This is a genomic window from Arthrobacter sp. BK1 (genome assembly GCF_056680055.1).
This window is the reverse complement of the sequence record NZ_CM155263.1, coordinates 3,272,261-3,289,433: the sequence shown is the minus strand read 5'-3', so window position 1 is coordinate 3,289,433 and position 17,173 is coordinate 3,272,261. Positions and strand designations below refer to the sequence as shown.

Annotated in this window: 12 protein-coding genes and 3 pseudogenes; 9 read left to right on the top strand and 6 right to left on the bottom strand. The window is 57.3% G+C overall.

The annotated features are described in order from the left end of the window. Window positions 1-151 precede the first annotated feature (151 nt). The 4 genes and pseudogenes from AC1MCA_RS15015 to AC1MCA_RS15000 all read left to right on the top strand — a co-directional run. Window positions 152-550 carry a hypothetical protein gene (locus AC1MCA_RS15015; protein WP_479798746.1) on the top strand — a complete coding sequence of 133 codons (399 nt, stop codon included), beginning with the start codon at window positions 152-154 and terminating at the stop codon, window positions 548-550. Then, window positions 547-1,785: a glycosyltransferase family 4 protein gene (locus tag AC1MCA_RS15010; protein ID WP_479798744.1), complete on the top strand. Its 1,239-nt coding sequence runs from the start codon at window positions 547-549 to the stop codon at window positions 1,783-1,785. Before AC1MCA_RS15015 ends, AC1MCA_RS15010 begins: the two co-directional genes overlap by 4 nt. 283 nt (window positions 1,786-2,068) lie before the next feature. Continuing rightward, window positions 2,069-3,356, top strand: a pseudogene (locus AC1MCA_RS15005) (ISL3 family transposase). 732 nt (window positions 3,357-4,088) lie between these two features. Then, window positions 4,089-5,186: pseudogene (locus AC1MCA_RS15000) on the top strand (IS110 family RNA-guided transposase); the annotation flags it as partial. Here the strand turns inward: AC1MCA_RS15000 and AC1MCA_RS14995 are convergent. Next, window positions 5,165-6,454 (bottom strand): ISL3 family transposase, encoded by a 1,290-nt coding sequence (locus AC1MCA_RS14995; protein WP_479798740.1) that lies wholly within the window; start codon window positions 6,452-6,454, stop codon window positions 5,165-5,167. The pseudogene AC1MCA_RS15000 and the gene AC1MCA_RS14995 overlap by 22 nt on opposite strands. 115 nt (window positions 6,455-6,569) lie before the next feature. Between AC1MCA_RS14995 and AC1MCA_RS14990 the strand changes: the two are divergent. Then, a pseudogene (locus tag AC1MCA_RS14990) lies at window positions 6,570-6,779 on the top strand (IS110 family transposase); the annotation flags it as partial. Window positions 6,780-7,216: 437 nt separating this feature from the next. Here AC1MCA_RS14990 and AC1MCA_RS14985 read toward each other — a convergent pair. The 5 genes from AC1MCA_RS14985 to AC1MCA_RS14965 all read right to left on the bottom strand — a co-directional run bounded on the left by AC1MCA_RS14985 (window position 7,217) and on the right by AC1MCA_RS14965 (window position 12,346). Beyond that, complete coding sequence (locus AC1MCA_RS14985) at window positions 7,217-8,422, bottom strand: glycosyltransferase (RefSeq protein ID WP_479798738.1); 1,206 nt, start codon at window positions 8,420-8,422, stop codon at window positions 7,217-7,219. Further along, entirely contained in the window at window positions 8,409-9,323 is a 915-nt protein-coding gene (locus AC1MCA_RS14980; protein ID WP_479798736.1) for an aldo/keto reductase, read from the bottom strand. The genes AC1MCA_RS14985 and AC1MCA_RS14980 overlap by 14 nt, the downstream gene beginning before the upstream one ends. Window positions 9,324-9,372: 49 nt before the next feature. After that, entirely contained in the window at window positions 9,373-10,797 is a 1,425-nt protein-coding gene (locus tag AC1MCA_RS14975; protein WP_479803412.1) for a GMC oxidoreductase, read from the bottom strand. Between the two features lie 118 nt (window positions 10,798-10,915). Next, complete coding sequence (locus AC1MCA_RS14970; RefSeq protein WP_479798733.1) at window positions 10,916-11,716, bottom strand: glycosyltransferase family 2 protein; 801 nt, start codon at window positions 11,714-11,716, stop codon at window positions 10,916-10,918. A gap of 60 nt (window positions 11,717-11,776) precedes the next feature. Continuing rightward, complete coding sequence (locus AC1MCA_RS14965) at window positions 11,777-12,346, bottom strand: LbetaH domain-containing protein (RefSeq protein ID WP_479798730.1); 570 nt, start codon at window positions 12,344-12,346, stop codon at window positions 11,777-11,779. Between AC1MCA_RS14965 and AC1MCA_RS14960 the strand changes: the two genes are divergently transcribed. From AC1MCA_RS14960 to AC1MCA_RS14945, 4 genes are read left to right on the top strand one after another with little or no spacing between them, the layout of a single operon-like run. Next, on the top strand, window positions 12,324-13,661 hold the full coding sequence (locus tag AC1MCA_RS14960; RefSeq protein ID WP_479798727.1) for a glycosyltransferase family 4 protein: 1,338 nt from the start codon (window positions 12,324-12,326) through the stop codon (window positions 13,659-13,661). The genes AC1MCA_RS14965 and AC1MCA_RS14960 overlap by 23 nt on opposite strands. A 35-nt stretch (window positions 13,662-13,696) precedes the next feature. Next, a complete protein-coding gene (gene gmd, locus AC1MCA_RS14955; protein ID WP_479798725.1) occupies window positions 13,697-14,725 on the top strand; it encodes a GDP-mannose 4,6-dehydratase in 1,029 nt (342 codons plus the stop codon). Beyond that, window positions 14,725-15,699, top strand: a complete 975-nt coding sequence (locus AC1MCA_RS14950; RefSeq protein WP_479798723.1) for a GDP-L-fucose synthase family protein — start codon at window positions 14,725-14,727, stop codon at window positions 15,697-15,699. Before gmd ends, AC1MCA_RS14950 begins: the two co-directional genes overlap by 1 nt. Next, window positions 15,663-17,162 (top strand): sugar transferase, encoded by a 1,500-nt coding sequence (locus AC1MCA_RS14945; RefSeq protein WP_479798720.1) that lies wholly within the window; start codon window positions 15,663-15,665, stop codon window positions 17,160-17,162. Before AC1MCA_RS14950 ends, AC1MCA_RS14945 begins: the two co-directional genes overlap by 37 nt. Window positions 17,163-17,173: the final 11 nt, after the last annotated feature.

The following is a 17,173-nucleotide window of genomic DNA, read 5'->3' as shown; positions in this document are numbered from 1 at the left end:
AATCGCACTAATAGCGCATGGAGTTACCGAGCCAATTATTAGGCCCCGGCCGGAGGTACTTCGCTTACTCCCCCCGCGATGGCAGAGAAGAGGATGGATGGACCCACGGGCCTACTATTCCTCCCGTTTGGTGCGATACTGTCTTGAACGTATGGAATCTGAAATTCGATGGCGAACAAAGAACTTGGCGATCAGGGTCGGCGGCCCACATCAAGTCCTGTCTGCGGCCGACTACACCGTCGGCCTCGCCTCGCTTGCCGCCGAATTGAGCGCAAGTGGCGCCCGTGTAATTGTCTTGGGTCCGCCTGATATCGACGAAACTTTTTTCCCCGGAAGCCCCACTGCCCAACAGGAATACTTTCTCGAAGCAACAAAGATCGGTTTAGAGTCGGTTTCGTTGAACGGCAAGTTAAAGCGTTGGTCCGACTTCAATCTTGATCGCTTTCATCCCAACGATGAAGGCCATACACGCGTGGCTCATATCATCCTGGAGCAAATCATGCATGGCGCCAAACAGCAGAACACATCGATAAGTGAGGGGCTCAAATGACGCGCCATAAACTTCAGGTCGTTCACCCCACCGGAAATCAAAACGTGCGCGAGGTCCTCTCCGCTCTTGTTGAGTCTGACTCCCTCGCTTGCTTCTGGACGACGGTTGCACGTGGACGAGGTCAAGCCCAGCCACGGCTTCCGAAACCACTATCGGTGCTCCTCGCCAAGCGGGACTTTTCGATGGTCGCCTCCGACGACATTCGCACTTGGCCAGCTGACGAAGTATTCCGTCAGGTCGTAAAGAAAATGCCTGCGGCAAGGCTTCGCTCACTTACAGATACCGGAGCGCCACTCGGAATAGGCTGGGTGTCAGATAGGCTCGATCGAAGGGCCGCTCGTTCAATTAATCACGACGCTACGGCCGTATACGGCTATCTCGATCACTCCGTGCACACGTTTAGAGCGGCCAAGAAAGCGGGCCTTAATACCATTCTTGAGGCTCAACACGCGCACTGGCTGTACACGAAGCAAGTTGTAGAAGCGGAAAGAGAACGGAATCCAGCTTGGGCTTCGACGTTACCGCTATCGAGGGAATTTGAAGTCTCTGGTCCCCGACAGAACGATGAAGTAGACCTCGCCGACCTAGTAGTTGCACCGAGTACCCAAGTGGCCGAGAGCATCCTGCATTTCCGCCCAGACGCAAACGTAGTCCAGATTCCCTATGGTGGCCCCGAAGTTGTGCATGATACGCACCCGCATGTCTGGGACGGGAAGCGTCCCTTGAGACTGCTCTATGTGAGCAGACTCCAGGCCCTGAAAGGCGTCGCCGACGTGGCCACCTTGCAGCGGCACTTGGGCAATGAGATCGAACTAACTGTCGTCGGCCATCGCCCCTCCGTTGAAAACAACGAGCTTCAGCGATTCCTATCAACCGCCAACTATCTCGGCACAGTACCTCGGGCTGAAGTGTTGAGACTTATGGCCACACATGATCTCTTGGTCCTCCCCAGTCTGGTGGAAGGGAGATCCTTATCGGTTTTGGAGGGCCTGAGTGTCGGGCTTCCCGCAATCGTCACCCCCGGCTCAGGCACTGACGACATCGTCAGCGAGGGTGGTGGCATCGTTGTACCGAATGCAGCGCCAGGTGCCCTGATTTCGGCCGTCCAATCGGTATTGGACAACCCATGGATGGTTCAAGAAATGAGTGTGACTGCGCTCAGTTCGGCCAGAAGCGCCTCGTGGACGAGATTTCGCGAGCGGATTAGTCATGAGCTAACCCTGCTAAATCTCTGACCTCGATTATTCATGATGTTCGGTGACTGTCGCGATTTTGTGGTTGGGGTGGTCAACAGTTGTTTTCGGTTCTCGGACGCTCTTGTGTGGCCCGTTGGATGGGACTGCCCCGGATTTCTTTGACTCTCGGAGTCGAGTGTCGGCAGAACCTCTCCCAGCAGGTCAAAGGGGCTCTCCGTGGTTCGTGGTGAAACGGATTCCGTTTCTTGAAAGCTGAAGGGCTCGTAGCCCTGCTGTGATGGATGTTCTCTACGCATTCATCAAGAGTCAGGAGCTACGAGCCTTGATTGAGCCTACTTCCCCGCGCCCAGATGCTGCCACCGCCATTTTTAACCTGCCCGACTACCGCGTCACAGACACTGAGATCCTCGCCTTCGGGCAGCGGCGGGTCAGCGTCGAAGCCACTGCCGAGGCCGGGTGCCCATCGTGCGGCGTGATCAGCAGCCGGGTGCATTCCCGCCGCCCACAACGCCTGCGTGACGTCCCTGTCGCCGGGCCGATCGAAGTGATTTGGGCCAAGCGGAGATTCTTCTGCGATGAGTACCTGTGCCCGCGCCAGACATTCGCTGAGGAAACAGCACAGGTCCCGCGCCGGGCTCGGTCCACCCGTCGGCTCCGCGATGCCCTCGTCGCCGCCGTGATCGGATCCGGCAGGGCGGCGGCGGAGGCTGCCTCCTCGTTCGGTGTCTCCTGGTGGCTGGTCCAGCGAGCTCTGGACTCGGCTGCGCTGACGCTACCTGATGTTGATGCGCTGGCCCCGCGGATGCTCGGCATCGATGAACACCGCTACCGGTCCGTGCGGTTCTTCCGCGACCCGGCCACCAAGGCCTGGAAACGCTACGAAACCCTGGATGACCACCATCGTCGATCTGGACACCGGACAAGTGCTCGGGATCGTGGATGGGCGCGACAGCGATGGCGTCGGAGAATGGCTGTTCGCTCGCCCGCTGCAGTGGCGCCTGGGCGTGCAGGTCGTCGCGATCGACCCGTCAGCGGCATTCCGCAAAGCCCTGCGGATGTGGCTCCCACGCACTGCAGTCTCGGTCGATGCGTTCCACCTGGTCAAGCTCGGTGACATGCTCACCGAAGTCCGGCAGCGGCTCACCCAGCAGGTCCATGGCCGGCGGGGACGCTCCATCGACCCGGTCTGGGCCAATCGGCGCCTGCTCCTGCGGGCCGGCGACACACTCTCAGACCGGGCCCGGGACAGACTCAGCACCGTGTTCGCCACCGATGATGCCACCGGAAAATTGCGGGCAGCCTGGCTGGTCAAAGAGCAGCTTCGGACGCTGCTCGCCACAGGGTCCCTCGCCGACGCTGCCGCCGCGAAAGACCGCATGCAGACCTTGGTAGAACAGGCCGCGCAGCCGGAAACCAACCGGCTCTGGCGCACGGTCTGCCGGTGGTGGAGAGAGATCGAAGTCCTCATTGTCACCGGCGCGACAACAGCGAAAGTGGAAGCCGCCAACACCGCGATCAAGCACATAAAAAGGACAGGCCGGGGATTCACCAACGCACGCAACTACAAGACGGGTATCCTGTTGCGCAGTGCCGCCAGAACAGCGGCATGAATATTCATCACGGCAGAACATTCACCACGAACCGTGAAGAGCCGAATCGATGACCGCGTCCACGACATGGTCCCGGAGCCTGGTGTGGAGCGGGCACGACGAGGGACCTGAGTGGTTGATTCGAAGAACGAGAGCCGGGGACAGGCTGCTTCCTCGCAGTGCCAGCGGTTTTGGACCAGAGGACTTCCATGGCGCCGGCGATGGGGATGTCCCGGATCCGCTGAAAGCGGCGTTCCTTCCTCCTGGTCGCGACGACACCGCAGGTAGGGCAGCCGGGTGGCTGGTCCGTCTCCACTATGACCCGGCGGGTGCCGTCAGCGAGGACGGTCGCGGAAGTGACGCGGTAGTCGGGCAGGTTGAAGAGGATGGTGGCAGCGTCAGGCGCCGCCCCGGTAGGCTCAGTCAAGGCTCGTGGTCCTGTTCCTGGTTTGAATGCTTAGCGAGCCAGCGGCCGCGCCGCTCCGTGAGGACCGAAAATGTCCCGGGCTGCTGCATTCCTTTTCTGGTTCCCCGATCGAACCGCGCGCATGATGAGAATGTCCGTTGTGGTTGAAGCCGATGTGTCAATGGTGCCGAGTTTCGGCCCGCTGCTTAGCGTGGCGCGGAGGACCCCACGGGAACCGTGGACTGTTGCTACGAGCACGAGTATTAGATTCCAGATCTATCATCCTGTCCTCCCCATAACGGGCGCCTCTATCACCAGCACAGAGAGAACCCGGGAGGAACAACACCATGGACATCATTTACGACCGCGCGGTGGGGATCGACATATCCAAACGTGACGCCAAGGTTTGCGTGCGCCTGCCATCCGTCCGCAAAGGCCAGTTCAGCTCTACGGTCACAACGTGGGCTTCAACTGCGGAGGCGATATTGAAACTGCGCAGTTTTCTGGAACAGCAGCACGTCACGACCGTGGCCATGGAAGCGACGGGCGACTATTGGAAGCCGTTCTACTACGTGTTGGAGGACACTCTGCCGGTTCTGCTGGTTAACGCTAAGAACGCCCGCAACATCCCTGGACGAAAGACAGATGTCTCTGACGCGGCATGGCTCGCTCAACTCGCCGCTCACGGGCTCCTGCGGCCATCCTTCGTACCCCCGCCACCAATCCGGGAACTGCGTGATCTGACCCGGGCCCGCGCCATCACGGTGCGTGACCGCACCCGGGAGATTCAGCGACTGGAGAAGTTCCTTGAAAGCTCAGGGATAAAGCTTTCTGCTGTGGTTTCGAGCCTGACGGGAGTTTCCTCCAGACAAATACTCGATGACTTGGTTGCCGGCCAACGCGATCCTCGAATCCTGGCGGCCCATGCAAAGGGCAAACTAAGGCAGCGGATCCCTGAACTGACGGCAGCCCTCAAGGGCACGTTCGGCGACCACCATGCGCTGATGGCCAGACTGTATTTGGAGCAGATCGATGCCTACTCTCGTCGGGTACTGACCCTGACCGAAACCATTGAACTGCTGATGCAACCTTTCCGCCCGGCGCGCGAGGCCCTCTGCACCATCCCTGGAGTCTCTCAACTGGTTGCCGACGTCATCATCGCCGAAACCGGCGCGGACATGAGCGTCTTCTCAACGGCTGGCCAACTCGCGTCGTGGGCAGGAGTCTGCCCTGGCTCCAACGAATCCGCCGGACGCATCAAGTCTTCCCACATCCGCCCTGGCAACAAATACCTCAAGGCGGCACTCGGCATTGCAGCGCTGGCAGCCTCCCGAACCAAGGGAACCTACCTCGCTGCCAGATTCCGCCGCATCTCTTCCCGGCTCTTCGCGGTTCGTGGTGAATGTTCTGCCGTGATGAATGTTCATGCCGCTGTTCTGGCGGCACTGCGCAACAGGATACGCGTTTTGTAGTTGCGTGCGTTGGTGAATCCCCGGCCGGTCCTCTTTATGTGCTTGATCGCTGTGTTGTTGGCCTCCACCTTCGCGGTTGTCGCGCCGGTGACAATGAGGACTTCGATCTCTTTCCACCACCGGCAGACCGTCCGCCAGAGCCGGCTCGTTTCGGGCTGCGCGGCCCGTTCCACCAAGGCTTGCAGCCGGTCTTTCGCGGCGGCCGCGTCGGCGAGGGACCCGGTGCCTAATAGCGTCCGCAGTTGCTCCTTGACCAACCAGGCGGCTTGCAGTTTCCCGGTGGCGTCGTCGGTCGTGAACACCGTGCTTAGCCTGTTGCGGGCCCGGTCCGAGAGCGTGTCCCCGGCCCGCAACAGCAGCCGCCGGTTGGCCCAGACGGGATCAATGGAACGCCCCCGCCGGCCATGGACCTGCTGGGTGAGCCGCTGCCGGACTTCGGTGAGCATGTCATTGCCTAGCTTGACCAGGTGGAACGCGTCGACCGAGACCGCGGTGCGCGGAAGCCACATCCGCAAGGCCTTCCGGAATGCAGCTGACGGATCGATCGCGACGACCTGAACGCCCAGGCGCCACTGAAGCGGCCGGGAGAACAGCCAGTCCCCGACGCCTTCGCTGTCACGGCCGTCTACAATCCCGAGCACTTGTCCGGTGTCCAGATCGACGATGGTGGTCATCCACGGTTCGTAGCGTTTCCAGGCCTTGGTGGCCGGGTCGCGGAAGAACCGCACGGACCGGTAGCGGTGTTCATCGATCCCGAGCATCCGCGGGGCCAGGGCATCAACATCAGGCAGCGTCAGCGCAGCCGAGTCCAGAGCCCGCTGGACCAGCCACCACGAGACACCGAACGAGGACGCGGCCTCCGCCGCCGCCCTGCCGGATCCAATCACGGCGGCCACCAGGGCCTCACGGAGCCGGCGCGTGGACCGTGCCCGGCGCGGGACCTGGGCTGTTTCCTCGGCGAATGTCTGTCGCGGGCACAGGTACTCATCGCAGAAGAATCTCCGCTTGGCCCACACCACTTCAATCGGCCCGGCGACAGGGATGTCACGCAGACGTTGAGGCCGGCGGGAATGCACCCGGCTGCTGATCACACCACAGGACGGGCAGCCGGCCTCGGCAGTGGCTTCGATTCTGACCCGCCGCTGCCCGAAAGCGAGGACCTCAGTGTCGGCTACGCGGTAGTCGGGCAGGTTGAAAATCGCGGTGGCAGCATCGGGGCGCGGCGAAGTAGGCTCAATCAAGGCTCGTAGCTCCTGACTCTTGATGAATGCGTAGAGAACATCCATCACAGCAGGGCTACGAGCCCTTCAGCTTTCAAGACACGGAATCCGTTTCACCACGAACCACGGAGAGCCCTCTTCCCGGAGAGGTCCGATGAAGGCGCTTGTCGCCGCTGAGCACTCCATACTGACAGCAGCTTGGAACATGCTCGCCAACGGCGAGTGCTATACCGATCCGGGTCCGGACCACTTCATGCGGCTGGATCCCGACAGAGCAAAGAACCGGGCGCTCCACCAGCTGAAACAGCTCGGCTACCAAGTAACCGTCACGCAACTTCCAGCCTGACGCACCACATTTACGTATTAGACACACTCATCCCAGCAGGGCCACGGGCCCTTCTGTCATCTACGACACGAGATCAATTCCCCACGAACCACGAAGGGCCCATTAAGCGGACCGCGCGAGGGTATCGAAATCCGGACAACTACAAATCGCGTATCCTCTTGAGAAGTGCAGCCCGAATGGCAGCATGAGCATTCATCTCAGCAGACCATTCCCCGGGAACCTTGAAGAGCCCCGAAACCACGACGGAGTCTCAGACTGACCTAACCACGCTCATCTGCGAAGGGCCCCTAAACGACAACCACCCCACGTCAACAGGGCTATTTAAGAGATACAAACCACTTGAGAGACACAAGCCAGCGAACGCGTTTCAGCCGGTCGCAACATGAAAGCACGGACGCAAGGACACGTCTTGGCAATCGTTTTAAAAGATGATTCAACTATTTGTTGTGGCCTCGCCCAGCAATCTCGGCTAAGGCTGATGCTAACGGCTGCCAACTAAGGTTCGCGTCCGCGTAGCCAGCGGCTCGCCGACCCGACTCAGCGGTAACTTCCTCTTTTGTCAAAGCCTCGGATAAAGCGTCAGCCAAGGAGTGGACATCCATATCAGCCAAGACGCGCCCGGATCCGGCATGTATCAAGAATTCACTTGCCGCGACGCCATTGCTCGCTATTACATGGCATCCACCTAACATTGCTTCGCCCACAGTGAGCGCAAAGTTTTCATTTTCAGATGCCAATACGAACGTTCCACAGTTGCGATAAAGCCATGATTTTTCAGGCCCGGTGACTTGACCAGCAAAGATAACCGATTCGGATACGCCGAGAGTGCTGGCGAGTCGCTGCAGTTCGGTTGCCGTGATGTCCTCATCAGGTCCGGCAATGATCAGCACTGAGCCTTCTGTCCGACTGGCCCCAGCCCATGCATGAAGTAGCAAGTCGGGGCGCTTTTTGTGCGTAAGTCTACCAAGGAATAAAACTCTTTCATTTCGTTCTGTCTTATTGAATAGATTTGAAAGCGAGGAAACAGATTTCTCCGGAGGCAAACTCGCACCCAGCGGAACAATAACTTCCTGGTCAGGTCGCACCACGTCCCTGGCTCTCTCCGCCTCAGAAGCTGAAGCGAAATGGACATAAGTCGCCTCTCGAAGAATGCGATTTCCAATTGCGACATTGTATAGCCACTTCTTAAGACGGGATTTAGCGCGTTGATATGGCTCAAGGCTGCCATGCGGCTGAATGCCATAGGGCACCTTAAACCATCGGGCCACAAAATAGCCGTATACGAGGGGTAGTTGATATTGACCATCCAGATGAAATAAATCAGCCTTTGGGCCAACCCGAATGAGAGACCTCAAGAATCCTCTCCCATTCTGCAATATTGATGGCCATGCGGACTCGAAGAGCTCTATTACGGCTCCGCTTTCCCGATAGCGGGCTTCTTCCGCCTGGCTGAGCCGCGATCCGGGCGACCCGTTTAGATTTGTTGCGTATAAAACTGCGTCTACCCCGATCTCACGCAGTTTTGAATTGAGCGCCACAGAACCTATGGACGGACCGCCATATATCTCTGCAACAACTGAATTTATTTGGCAAATTCTCAAAACCTTGGTTCCGACCTCAGGCGCCATATTAAAATTGTCCATTCCTACCATGTTCGAGAAGATCTTCAACTATCTTTTTATTTTCTACTAATTTCGGGTGAAACCGACTGACACCCGCGCAGAGTGTTTCAATGTGAGTCGGCCGGGTAGAGCCAATGAGCAAAATCGAGGAATCGTCTCGGGACAGCGACAAAGACGCAAGGAAAGAAGCTCTCGATTCGATACTTGAGAGTTCCTGACCTACAATCTCTTCCAATTTATTTTGAACCTTAGAATTTTCATCCAACCAACTTCCTAATGGCGAAAGCGACGTCGACAATAGGCCATACGTAATGATAAGAGCGTCCCTATTGAGGCATGTGTTCGCAACTTCAGAATTGCCAGGCACCTGCAAGACTTTGACATCGTCCAAGAACGATTCGGGATATTCTTTTAGGACTGCAGAGTCACCTGTCACACCAAGTGCCCCGACCTCCGTCATCGCGTCACCGCCGCAAAGCTCTCCCCACAAATCCTGCATCTCCGGCTCCCATGCCATATCGTGCAGCAGGAGAATATCGATGTACTCCAATCCCATAAGACGTAGGCTTCTGCGAAGACTCGCACGAACATCGGCGATCTTTGGAGCCTCGACTGCAACGGCCGACTTCGAATGCTTGCGTGCCATCGTTCGAAGTCGCTCGGAACGGGCCATCAATTGGCGAAGGGGCCGTTGTACTTTGGCAACAACGCGTGAGCCAGGAGAAGGAAGCAATCCGAATTTGGTCGCTACAGTGATGTCACCCCTAGTCCGCGGAATAAGGCGGCCCAATTCGCCCTCAGCAATCCCGAGACCATATAACGGTGCAACATCAAAATGACGGATGCCGGCATCGTACGCAGTATCGAAGAGCCTTTGCCTTCTCGTGCGTGAACCTTCGCGCATGAGAGTCGCTAGTCCCAACCCGATCCTGGATGTGACCCGTCTCGCCGATCCCGGGATAGTTGTCGAGTCAAGTTGATTCAAGGTGCTGAGCCAATCTGTGAGCTAGGGCTAGGGCGGTAAAAGTTGGATTGGCCAGACCTCCGCTAGGAAACACAGAAGCCCCGGCGACATAGACGTTGTCTGTCCCGAACACCTTGAGGTTGGTGTCCACAACACCTTCCATTGGAGACAATCCCATTGGCGTGCCGCCCATCATGTGAAAGATGTCCTTGAAACCAGCATCCGGCAAGAGCTCGTGGGTCACTGCTCCTACATTGATTTCTTCTAAAACGGCAAGGACTTCTCTGCCGAAAGCATTCGCCGAGTCGTTCTCTTCCTCTCCGACTCTCCAATTCAATTGGATTTGAACTCCTTGTGTGCCTGAAGTTTTCCAGGAGAGACGAGACTCGTGTCGCGTAGGTTGCTGAACATCAACCCGCAAATAGACATTAGAAGATTTGAATATGGGCCTCTGACGTTTGATTATGGACCTAGAAACTGACTCCACCAAATTGGGCAGATCTCTGACTGCGGAGTTCAAGACTCCCGACAGTTTCGGTGGCATCACGTTCGATTGTCGGGCCCGTAGAAAATCTCGTGCCTTGCGTGGAAATGACTCTGCAGGCAGTTCAAACTCAAAGTGGGCGTAGCTCGGAAGTAGAGCGCTCTGACGCACGAAGCATTCGGTGGGTACAAGGCGCGGTGAGCATAGAACTCCCTTATAATGCCGGTAACTGGCAAAATCGCGGAATCTCGCCCAGTCCGTAACTGATAAGGCCGCTACGCGCTTCGATACATGGTCGACGAATCCAGAGCCCAAACGGGGAAGACCTGCCGCGATATCGCTGCCCGCTAAGATACGAGTGTTTCCGAACGTTCCCGCAGCAAGGATCACGGTTGTTGCGCGATAGGTTTCGTTCTCTCCTAAACGGTTTATCAAGGCAATCTCTGCAGCTTTACCCAAACTCTCCCGGATCCCGTGAACAACCGCTCCCTCAACAACATGTGCGCCGGACAACCTTCGGCGCAGCAAACGATTGACGCTAAAGTTGCGGGATCTCCAGCCCATCCAGGTCGAAAACTTTATACCCACATTTTCGCTAGGTAAATTCAAGGGCCCAAGAACATGGCGACCCTCATGTATTTCTCGGTGGGCGGCGGACAGGCCTATGCCGTCTAGGACCTTGTCATAGTACGGAAATACTTCATCGAAATCGATGGGCCACTGGCTCAACCCGTCGATAGAGTCCAAACTCATTTCCCAGCGTTCCCATGGCCACAGTTGGCCTCCCCAAATTTGGCTTGTTCCGCCCAGTCCGGTGGTCCAGCCGTCTCGAATGCCAACGTGTTGGCTTACCTTCGCGGCAGCAGTATCCACAAGCGACGTCCGCCCGTCTCCTGCATTGCGTCCAGCCTCGAGCAACAGCACTTTCTTGCCGGGCGCGGCGAGCATTCCTGCCAAGTAGATGCCAAGCGTACCTGCGCCGATAACACAAAAGTCATAGTGCGGATGAACTTCGTTAATTTTGCATCCCCTCAGTGTCTGGTTCCAAATCTGATCTTTGTAAAGTCTAGGAAAACTTTAGTTCCCTAATCTTAAGATCAATTTGCCAGTAGTAAAAAGAAAGAGCAATCGCATAACTCAAACCGGCTGATCCATCTAGAAATCCCAATCGGAAGAAATAGGAGTAAACAAAAAAGACAACGGGTTTAGCAGGTAATTTTACTGCAATACGACCTAACCGGGACCTACTCTGACGGGAAACTGCGTCGCCCTTGTGCAACATGTGCGCCTCCCAGTCACTGTAGCGGTTGTGTCGGCCAAAGTAGTCATACAACCCATCCTCATCCTGATGACCAATGGGCAATTGTCCTCTGGTCACCGATCCTTCGGAGATTTGAGGCTGGTAATGGCCTTCGACTTCCCACATATTTTGTACGTCAAGGTCATCGGGTCTCGGCCAAAATGATTTACTTTTGCGCATTCCGATTCGCTTCGTTACACGGTGACCGTGCTTGAGTTCTCGTCCCACCCAGAAGTATCGAAGTGGAACTTCGTAAGCTGAGGCCGATGTATCGGCCACGGTCCGCATAATATCTTCAATCTGACCCGGTTCAAAGTATTCATCAGCATCTAGATAGAATACCCAGTCCGTTTTCGCATGCGCGAGGCTCCATTCCTTTTTCTTGGGGTACTGACCATTCCAGTTAAACTGCAATACACGAGCACCCGCTTGCTCCGCAATTAGAGCCGTGGCGTCTTCGCTCGCCGAATCAACCACCAGGACGTACCGAAAATCGCGCGCACTTTCGACGGCACGGCGAATATGGCGTTCCTCATTCTTGGTCAGAATTACGACAGTCGCGTCCACTAAAGTAGAAGGCTTCACAATCTCATCTCGATCTACGTTCAATCCGAACAATCACAGCATTCATAACTCGGGAAACCGTTCGCCCGATTTTCGGGCGGGATTGCCTGTGTAAATTCCACCGGCTTCGAGCACCTGATTTGGCCCCGCCACTGAGTTTGGTGTGACTATTGCGGACGTTCCGATAGTCGTTCCACCCAGCACTACCGAACGAACTGTTAGCCATGCGCCCGGTTCGACAATCACCGGCTTGGTTATCAATGCCATGTCACGCCGGTGCGCATGGCTTCCTGTTGTGATAAATGTCTCCTGTGAAACGACAGAATCGTGACCAAGCGTGACATTGTCTTGGTTGTGTATCCAGACTCCGTCGCCAATCCAGGCCCGATCGCCAACATGCAGGTTCCAAGGGAATTTGACTCGCGTCCGAGGACGGAAGATCACGTCACAACCGATTTCTGCACCAAACAAACGAAGCACTTTGATCCTGAGTTGCGAACTGATTTGCCATGCGTTCGTGACAAACAGCAGCTCCGCTGCAGCCCAGAGGTAAACCACGATCTTTGGCCTGCCCCAACTTGTCCGTTCACCCGGAGCGCGGGAAAGGTCGATGACCCGTTGTTCCTTGCTCATGTTCCCCCGATCAGCACAGCGCTTGGGTCAGTCGATCAAGCATCCACTCCCCGACGCTATTCTTGCACTTGTGACTCCACCAAAATTGCGCGTAACTATTCTTGCACTCAACTATGCCCCGGAACCCACGGGCAACGCCCCCTACACTGCCAGCTTGGCGGAGGGACTGGCGGCTGCTGGCCACACCGTTCAGATTATAACGGGGTACCCGCACTACCCTGAATGGCGAAGGCGGGAGGGATACGACGGCTGGTCGCGAGATGAACTCATCAACGGCATCAGGGTACGACGGCTTCGCCATCACGTCCCGCGGAGACCCAACACAATCCAACGAATGCACATGGAGTTGAGTTTCGGAATGCGGGCGATATTCGCCGACTGGGGTAGGCCAGATGTCGTGCTGTTGGTAAGCCCGGCGCTCTTTTCTAGTGGACTCGTCATGCTTCGGGCGCGCGTCCAACTGCGTCGCCCCGCGATCGGTATATGGGTCCAAGACATTTACAGCCGAGGGCTAATAGAGACTGGAGCTGGCGGCAGTCGGGCTGCGGGGATCGTAGCTCGCATTGAATCAAGGATCCTCCGATCGGCTGATGGCGTAGTCGCAATCCATGAACGCTTCCGGGAACACATCGTTAGTTCCCTTGGCGTATCAAGGGGCGCCGTGGCTGTAATCCGCAACTGGACGCACCTGCCTGCTTCCCCGACGGAGGGGCGGGAGGCGTTTCGTCGAGACTTCGGTTGGGATGCCGACGATATCGTTGTACTGCATGCAGGAAACATGGGTAAGAAACAGGGGCTCGAAAATGTGATCAAGGCTGCACGGATTGCTCAGTCACGCCAGAGCCGCGTGCGTTTCGTTCTTATGGGAGACGGGAACCAGCGTGGGCATCTTGAATCACTAGCGAACGGTGTCGGCAATCTGGACTTCGTGGATCCGTTGCCTGGGAACGAATTTCAGTTGGCGCTTGTCGCAGCCGACGTCTTGCTTGTCAATGAGCTGCCTGGGGTTAGGGACATGGCGGTCCCGAGTAAACTAACGTCATACTTTAACGCCGGCGTGCCGGTGCTGGCAGCCACAGATGAGGGAAGTGTCACTTCGTTCGAAATCGCCGCCTCCGGTGGCGGTGTTCGCGTAGATGCCGCCGACCCGGTGGCCCTCGTTGACGCTGCCCAAGCCCTCGGTCAGGACTCAATCGCTGCCTCGGAACTAGGAGCAAGCGGACTTCGCTTCAGTCGCGACACATTGTCCGAGTCCGCCGCTGTAGACCATTATGATGTGTTCATTACGAGTCTGGCATCGTCGCGCAGCCATTAGGCGACGCGACTCTTTTTTCGCTTCACGGGGGCAAAATGACAAAGCGCGCACTTATAACTGGGATCACCGGACAGGATGGCTCGTACCTAGCCGAGCTGCTGCTCGGCAAGGGTTATGAAGTTCACGGCCTTATCCGCCGCGCATCCACCTTTAACACGGCACGCGTGGATCACCTTTACGTAGACCCTCATGACACCAAGGCTAGGCTCTTTCTACACTATGGCGATCTGAGCGACGGTGCCCGATTGGTAACTCTTCTGGCTCAAATAAAGCCGGATGAGGTCTACAACCTAGCCGCGCAGTCACACGTCCGAGTCTCTTTCGACGAGCCCGAGCACACAGCGGACACAACCGGCGTTGGAACCATTAGGTTGCTTGAAGCCGTCAGGATGTCCGGCATCGAAACTCGGTTTTACCAGGCTTCATCCTCAGAGATGTTTGGCGCTACCCCTCCGCCGCAAAACGAAGAGACGCCGTTCTATCCGCGTTCTCCTTATGGAGCTGCAAAGGTTTACAGCTACTGGATTACAAAGAACTACCGCGAGGCTTACGGAATGTTTGCCGTCAACGGCATCCTGTTCAACCACGAATCACCCCGACGAGGTGAGACGTTTGTGACCCGCAAGATTACACGGGCCGTAGCCGCCATCAAGGCTGGCAAGCAGGACCTGCTGTACATGGGTAACCTGGATGCAGTTCGGGACTGGGGATATGCCGCAGAGTACGTTGAAGGTATGTGGCGGATGCTGCAGGCTGATGAGCCCGACGACTTCGTGCTTGCAACAGGTGGCAACTACACCGTTCGTGACTTTCTCCAGATTTCATTTGAACACGCGGGTCTGAACTGGGAGAACCACGTCCGTTTTGACGAGCGCTACCTCCGTCCGACTGAAGTGGATGCACTTGTCGGTGACGCATCCAAAGCTCAGGAAAAGCTCGGCTGGAAGGCCTCGGTCCACACGCCGGAACTGGCTCGGATCATGGTCGATGCAGACATCGAGGCCCTCAGGCACGCCGGCAATCACTGGATCGACAACGTGGAGCTCGAAAGCTGGAAGAAGTAGTGTCCGAGGACGTCTCGTTCGAACCCGCCGCCCTTGACCGTTCCTCAACTTTCTACGTCGCTGGCCATCGTGGACTTGTGGGCTCCGCTATCTGGCGGACGCTGGACAGCGAAGGCTTCCAGGATCTCGTCGGGCGCAGTTCATCTGAACTCGATCTGAAGAACCGCGACGCGGTTTTCAACTTCTTTCACGAAACGAAACCCCGTTACGTCGTCCTCGCCGCCGCCAAAGTCGGCGGGATCCTCGCCAATAGCACATATCCCGTGGACTTTCTCAGCGACAATTTGAGGATCCAGGTCAATGTCCTCGACGCGGCCCGCGAACACGGCGTCGAGCGTCTGCTCTTCTTGGGATCGTCCTGCATCTATCCAAAGTTTGCCGAACAGCCAATTCGGGAAGACTCCCTGCTCACTGGGCATTTGGAACCAACCAACGATGCGTATGCGATTGCCAAGATCGCCGGAATCATTCAGATCCAGGCGGTCCGGCGTCAATACGGACTTCCTTGGATCTCCGCCATGCCGACGAATTTGTACGGCCCTGGCGACAACTTCTCACCAACCGGTTCGCATGTCTTGCCTGCGCTGATACGCCGCTATGACGAAGCAGCGAAATCTGGTGCCAAAGTGGTCACAAACTGGGGAACGGGGTCACCGCGGCGAGAGTTCCTGCACGTGGACGACATGGCGGCGGCCTGCCTCCACCTGCTGGAGAACTATGACGGGTCTTCGCAGGTGAATGTGGGGACAGGCAACGATGTAACCATTCGTGAGCTTGCCTTACTCGTGGCAGCGGCGGTCGGCTACGAAGGCGAAATCGCTTGGGATACCACCAAGCCGGACGGCACCCCGAGGAAGCTGCTCGATGTCTCCAAACTGACCCACGCTGGCTGGTCGGCTGCAATTGGACTCGAAGAAGGAATTCGCAACACCGTCGAGTGGTTCAGAGGGAACTCTCTGTCGGTTCGCGGCTAAGCAACAGACGGAAATGGGGGAATTCGGTGAGTGAAGACGCTGACTGGCGCCGGCGTTCTTCACGGCGTTTAAGGATTGTCGATGCCTTCGTCGTTACTTGGGCAGTGATGGGTGCGTTCTTGATACGTTTCGGACTGGACCCGGAATTCAGTTCCGTAGGCGAAGACGCGCCGTACGTTTGGCTTTCCGTGGTCCTCGCTGCCGCCTGGTGGTTGATGCTGGGAGCTTGGAACAGCCGCCAGAGCCGAATCCTCGGGTCCGGACCAGACGAGTACAAGCGCGTGGCCGCGGCGTCCCTGTGGCTATTTGGCCTCGTGGCCATAGTTTCGTATGTTCTTCGAATTGACACGGCACGTGGGTACGTGGGGCTTGCTCTCCCCGTAGGCCTCCTGGGCCTTTTGCTTGGCCGATGGTTGATGCGGCAGCACCTAAGCATTAGGCGCGGACAAGGCCGGAGTATGTCTAGGCTGCTTTTGCTCGGCGGACCTGGTGCTGTTGCACACTTGGCCGCGTCCTTGCAGAGGGCGAAGCACGCTGGCTACCTTCCCGTCGCCGCATACATTCCCGGACAAGAAGCAGGCATGGGGGTCGAGCCACACTCGGGACTTAGGATCGTCGGACACAAACCCGATCCCCAATCCATAGTCAACGCCTTGGAGGCTTGCGGCGCCGACGCGGTAGCAGTGTCCGCTGGCGTTCAACTGCACCCTCAAACGCTGCGTCACTTGGGCTGGGAGCTGGCCGCTCGGAACATCGGGCTAATAATGGCCCCGGCGCTCACAGACATTGCTGGGCCTCGAATCCATACTCAGCAGGTGGCAGGTCTACCTCTGATCCATGTCACGACGCCGACGCTCGAAGCCGGCCAACGTGTCGCCAAGCGGCTCTTTGACCTTTTCGCGGCAGGCTTTCTGCTCCTCCTCGCGTCACCTGCAATGCTCCTCGTAGCCACCTTGATAAAGCTCGACAGCGCTGGCCCGGTCTTTTTCCGTCAGGAACGAGTGGGGATGGAGGGGAACCATTTTCTCATGCTGAAGTTCCGTTCCATGGCAGTCGATGCCGAAGCGCACCTTGCCGAGCTGGCACGGCAAAACGAAGGCAGCGGCCCGCTCTTCAAGATGAAGAACGATCCACGTGTGACACGGATAGGCGGCGTCCTGAGGCGATTCAGTATCGATGAATTACCTCAGCTGTTAAACGTCCTCAGTGGATCAATGAGTCTGGTTGGCCCACGCCCTCCTCTTCCCAAGGAAGTCGAAGCCTACGAAAGCGACGTACGGCGACGTCTCCTCGTCAAGCCTGGGCTTACGGGCCTGTGGCAGGTCAGCGGACGCTCGAACCTGTCATGGCAGGACTCAGTCCGCCTGGACTTGTACTACGTGGAAAATTGGTCTCTGGCCGGCGATCTGGTCATCGTCCTTAGGACCGTCCGCGCTGTCGTTGGCAGCACGGGCGCCTACTAATAGCATGATCG

Coding starts and splice junctions, on each gene's coding strand:
- AC1MCA_RS15015 (WP_479798746.1), top strand. CDS start 152: ATGGAATCTGAAATTCGATGGCGAACAAAGAACTTGGCGATCAGGGTC.
- AC1MCA_RS15010 (WP_479798744.1), top strand. CDS start 547: ATGACGCGCCATAAACTTCAGGTCGTTCACCCCACCGGAAATCAAAAC.
- AC1MCA_RS14985 (WP_479798738.1), bottom strand. CDS start 8,422: ATGGACAATTTTAATATGGCGCCTGAGGTCGGAACCAAGGTTTTGAGA.
- AC1MCA_RS14975 (WP_479803412.1), bottom strand. CDS start 10,797: ATGCTCGCCGCGCCCGGCAAGAAAGTGCTGTTGCTCGAGGCTGGACGC.
- AC1MCA_RS14960 (WP_479798727.1), top strand. CDS start 12,324: ATGACCCGTTGTTCCTTGCTCATGTTCCCCCGATCAGCACAGCGCTTG.
- AC1MCA_RS14965 (WP_479798730.1), bottom strand. CDS start 12,346: ATGAGCAAGGAACAACGGGTCATCGACCTTTCCCGCGCTCCGGGTGAA.
- gmd (WP_479798725.1), top strand. CDS start 13,697: ATGACAAAGCGCGCACTTATAACTGGGATCACCGGACAGGATGGCTCG.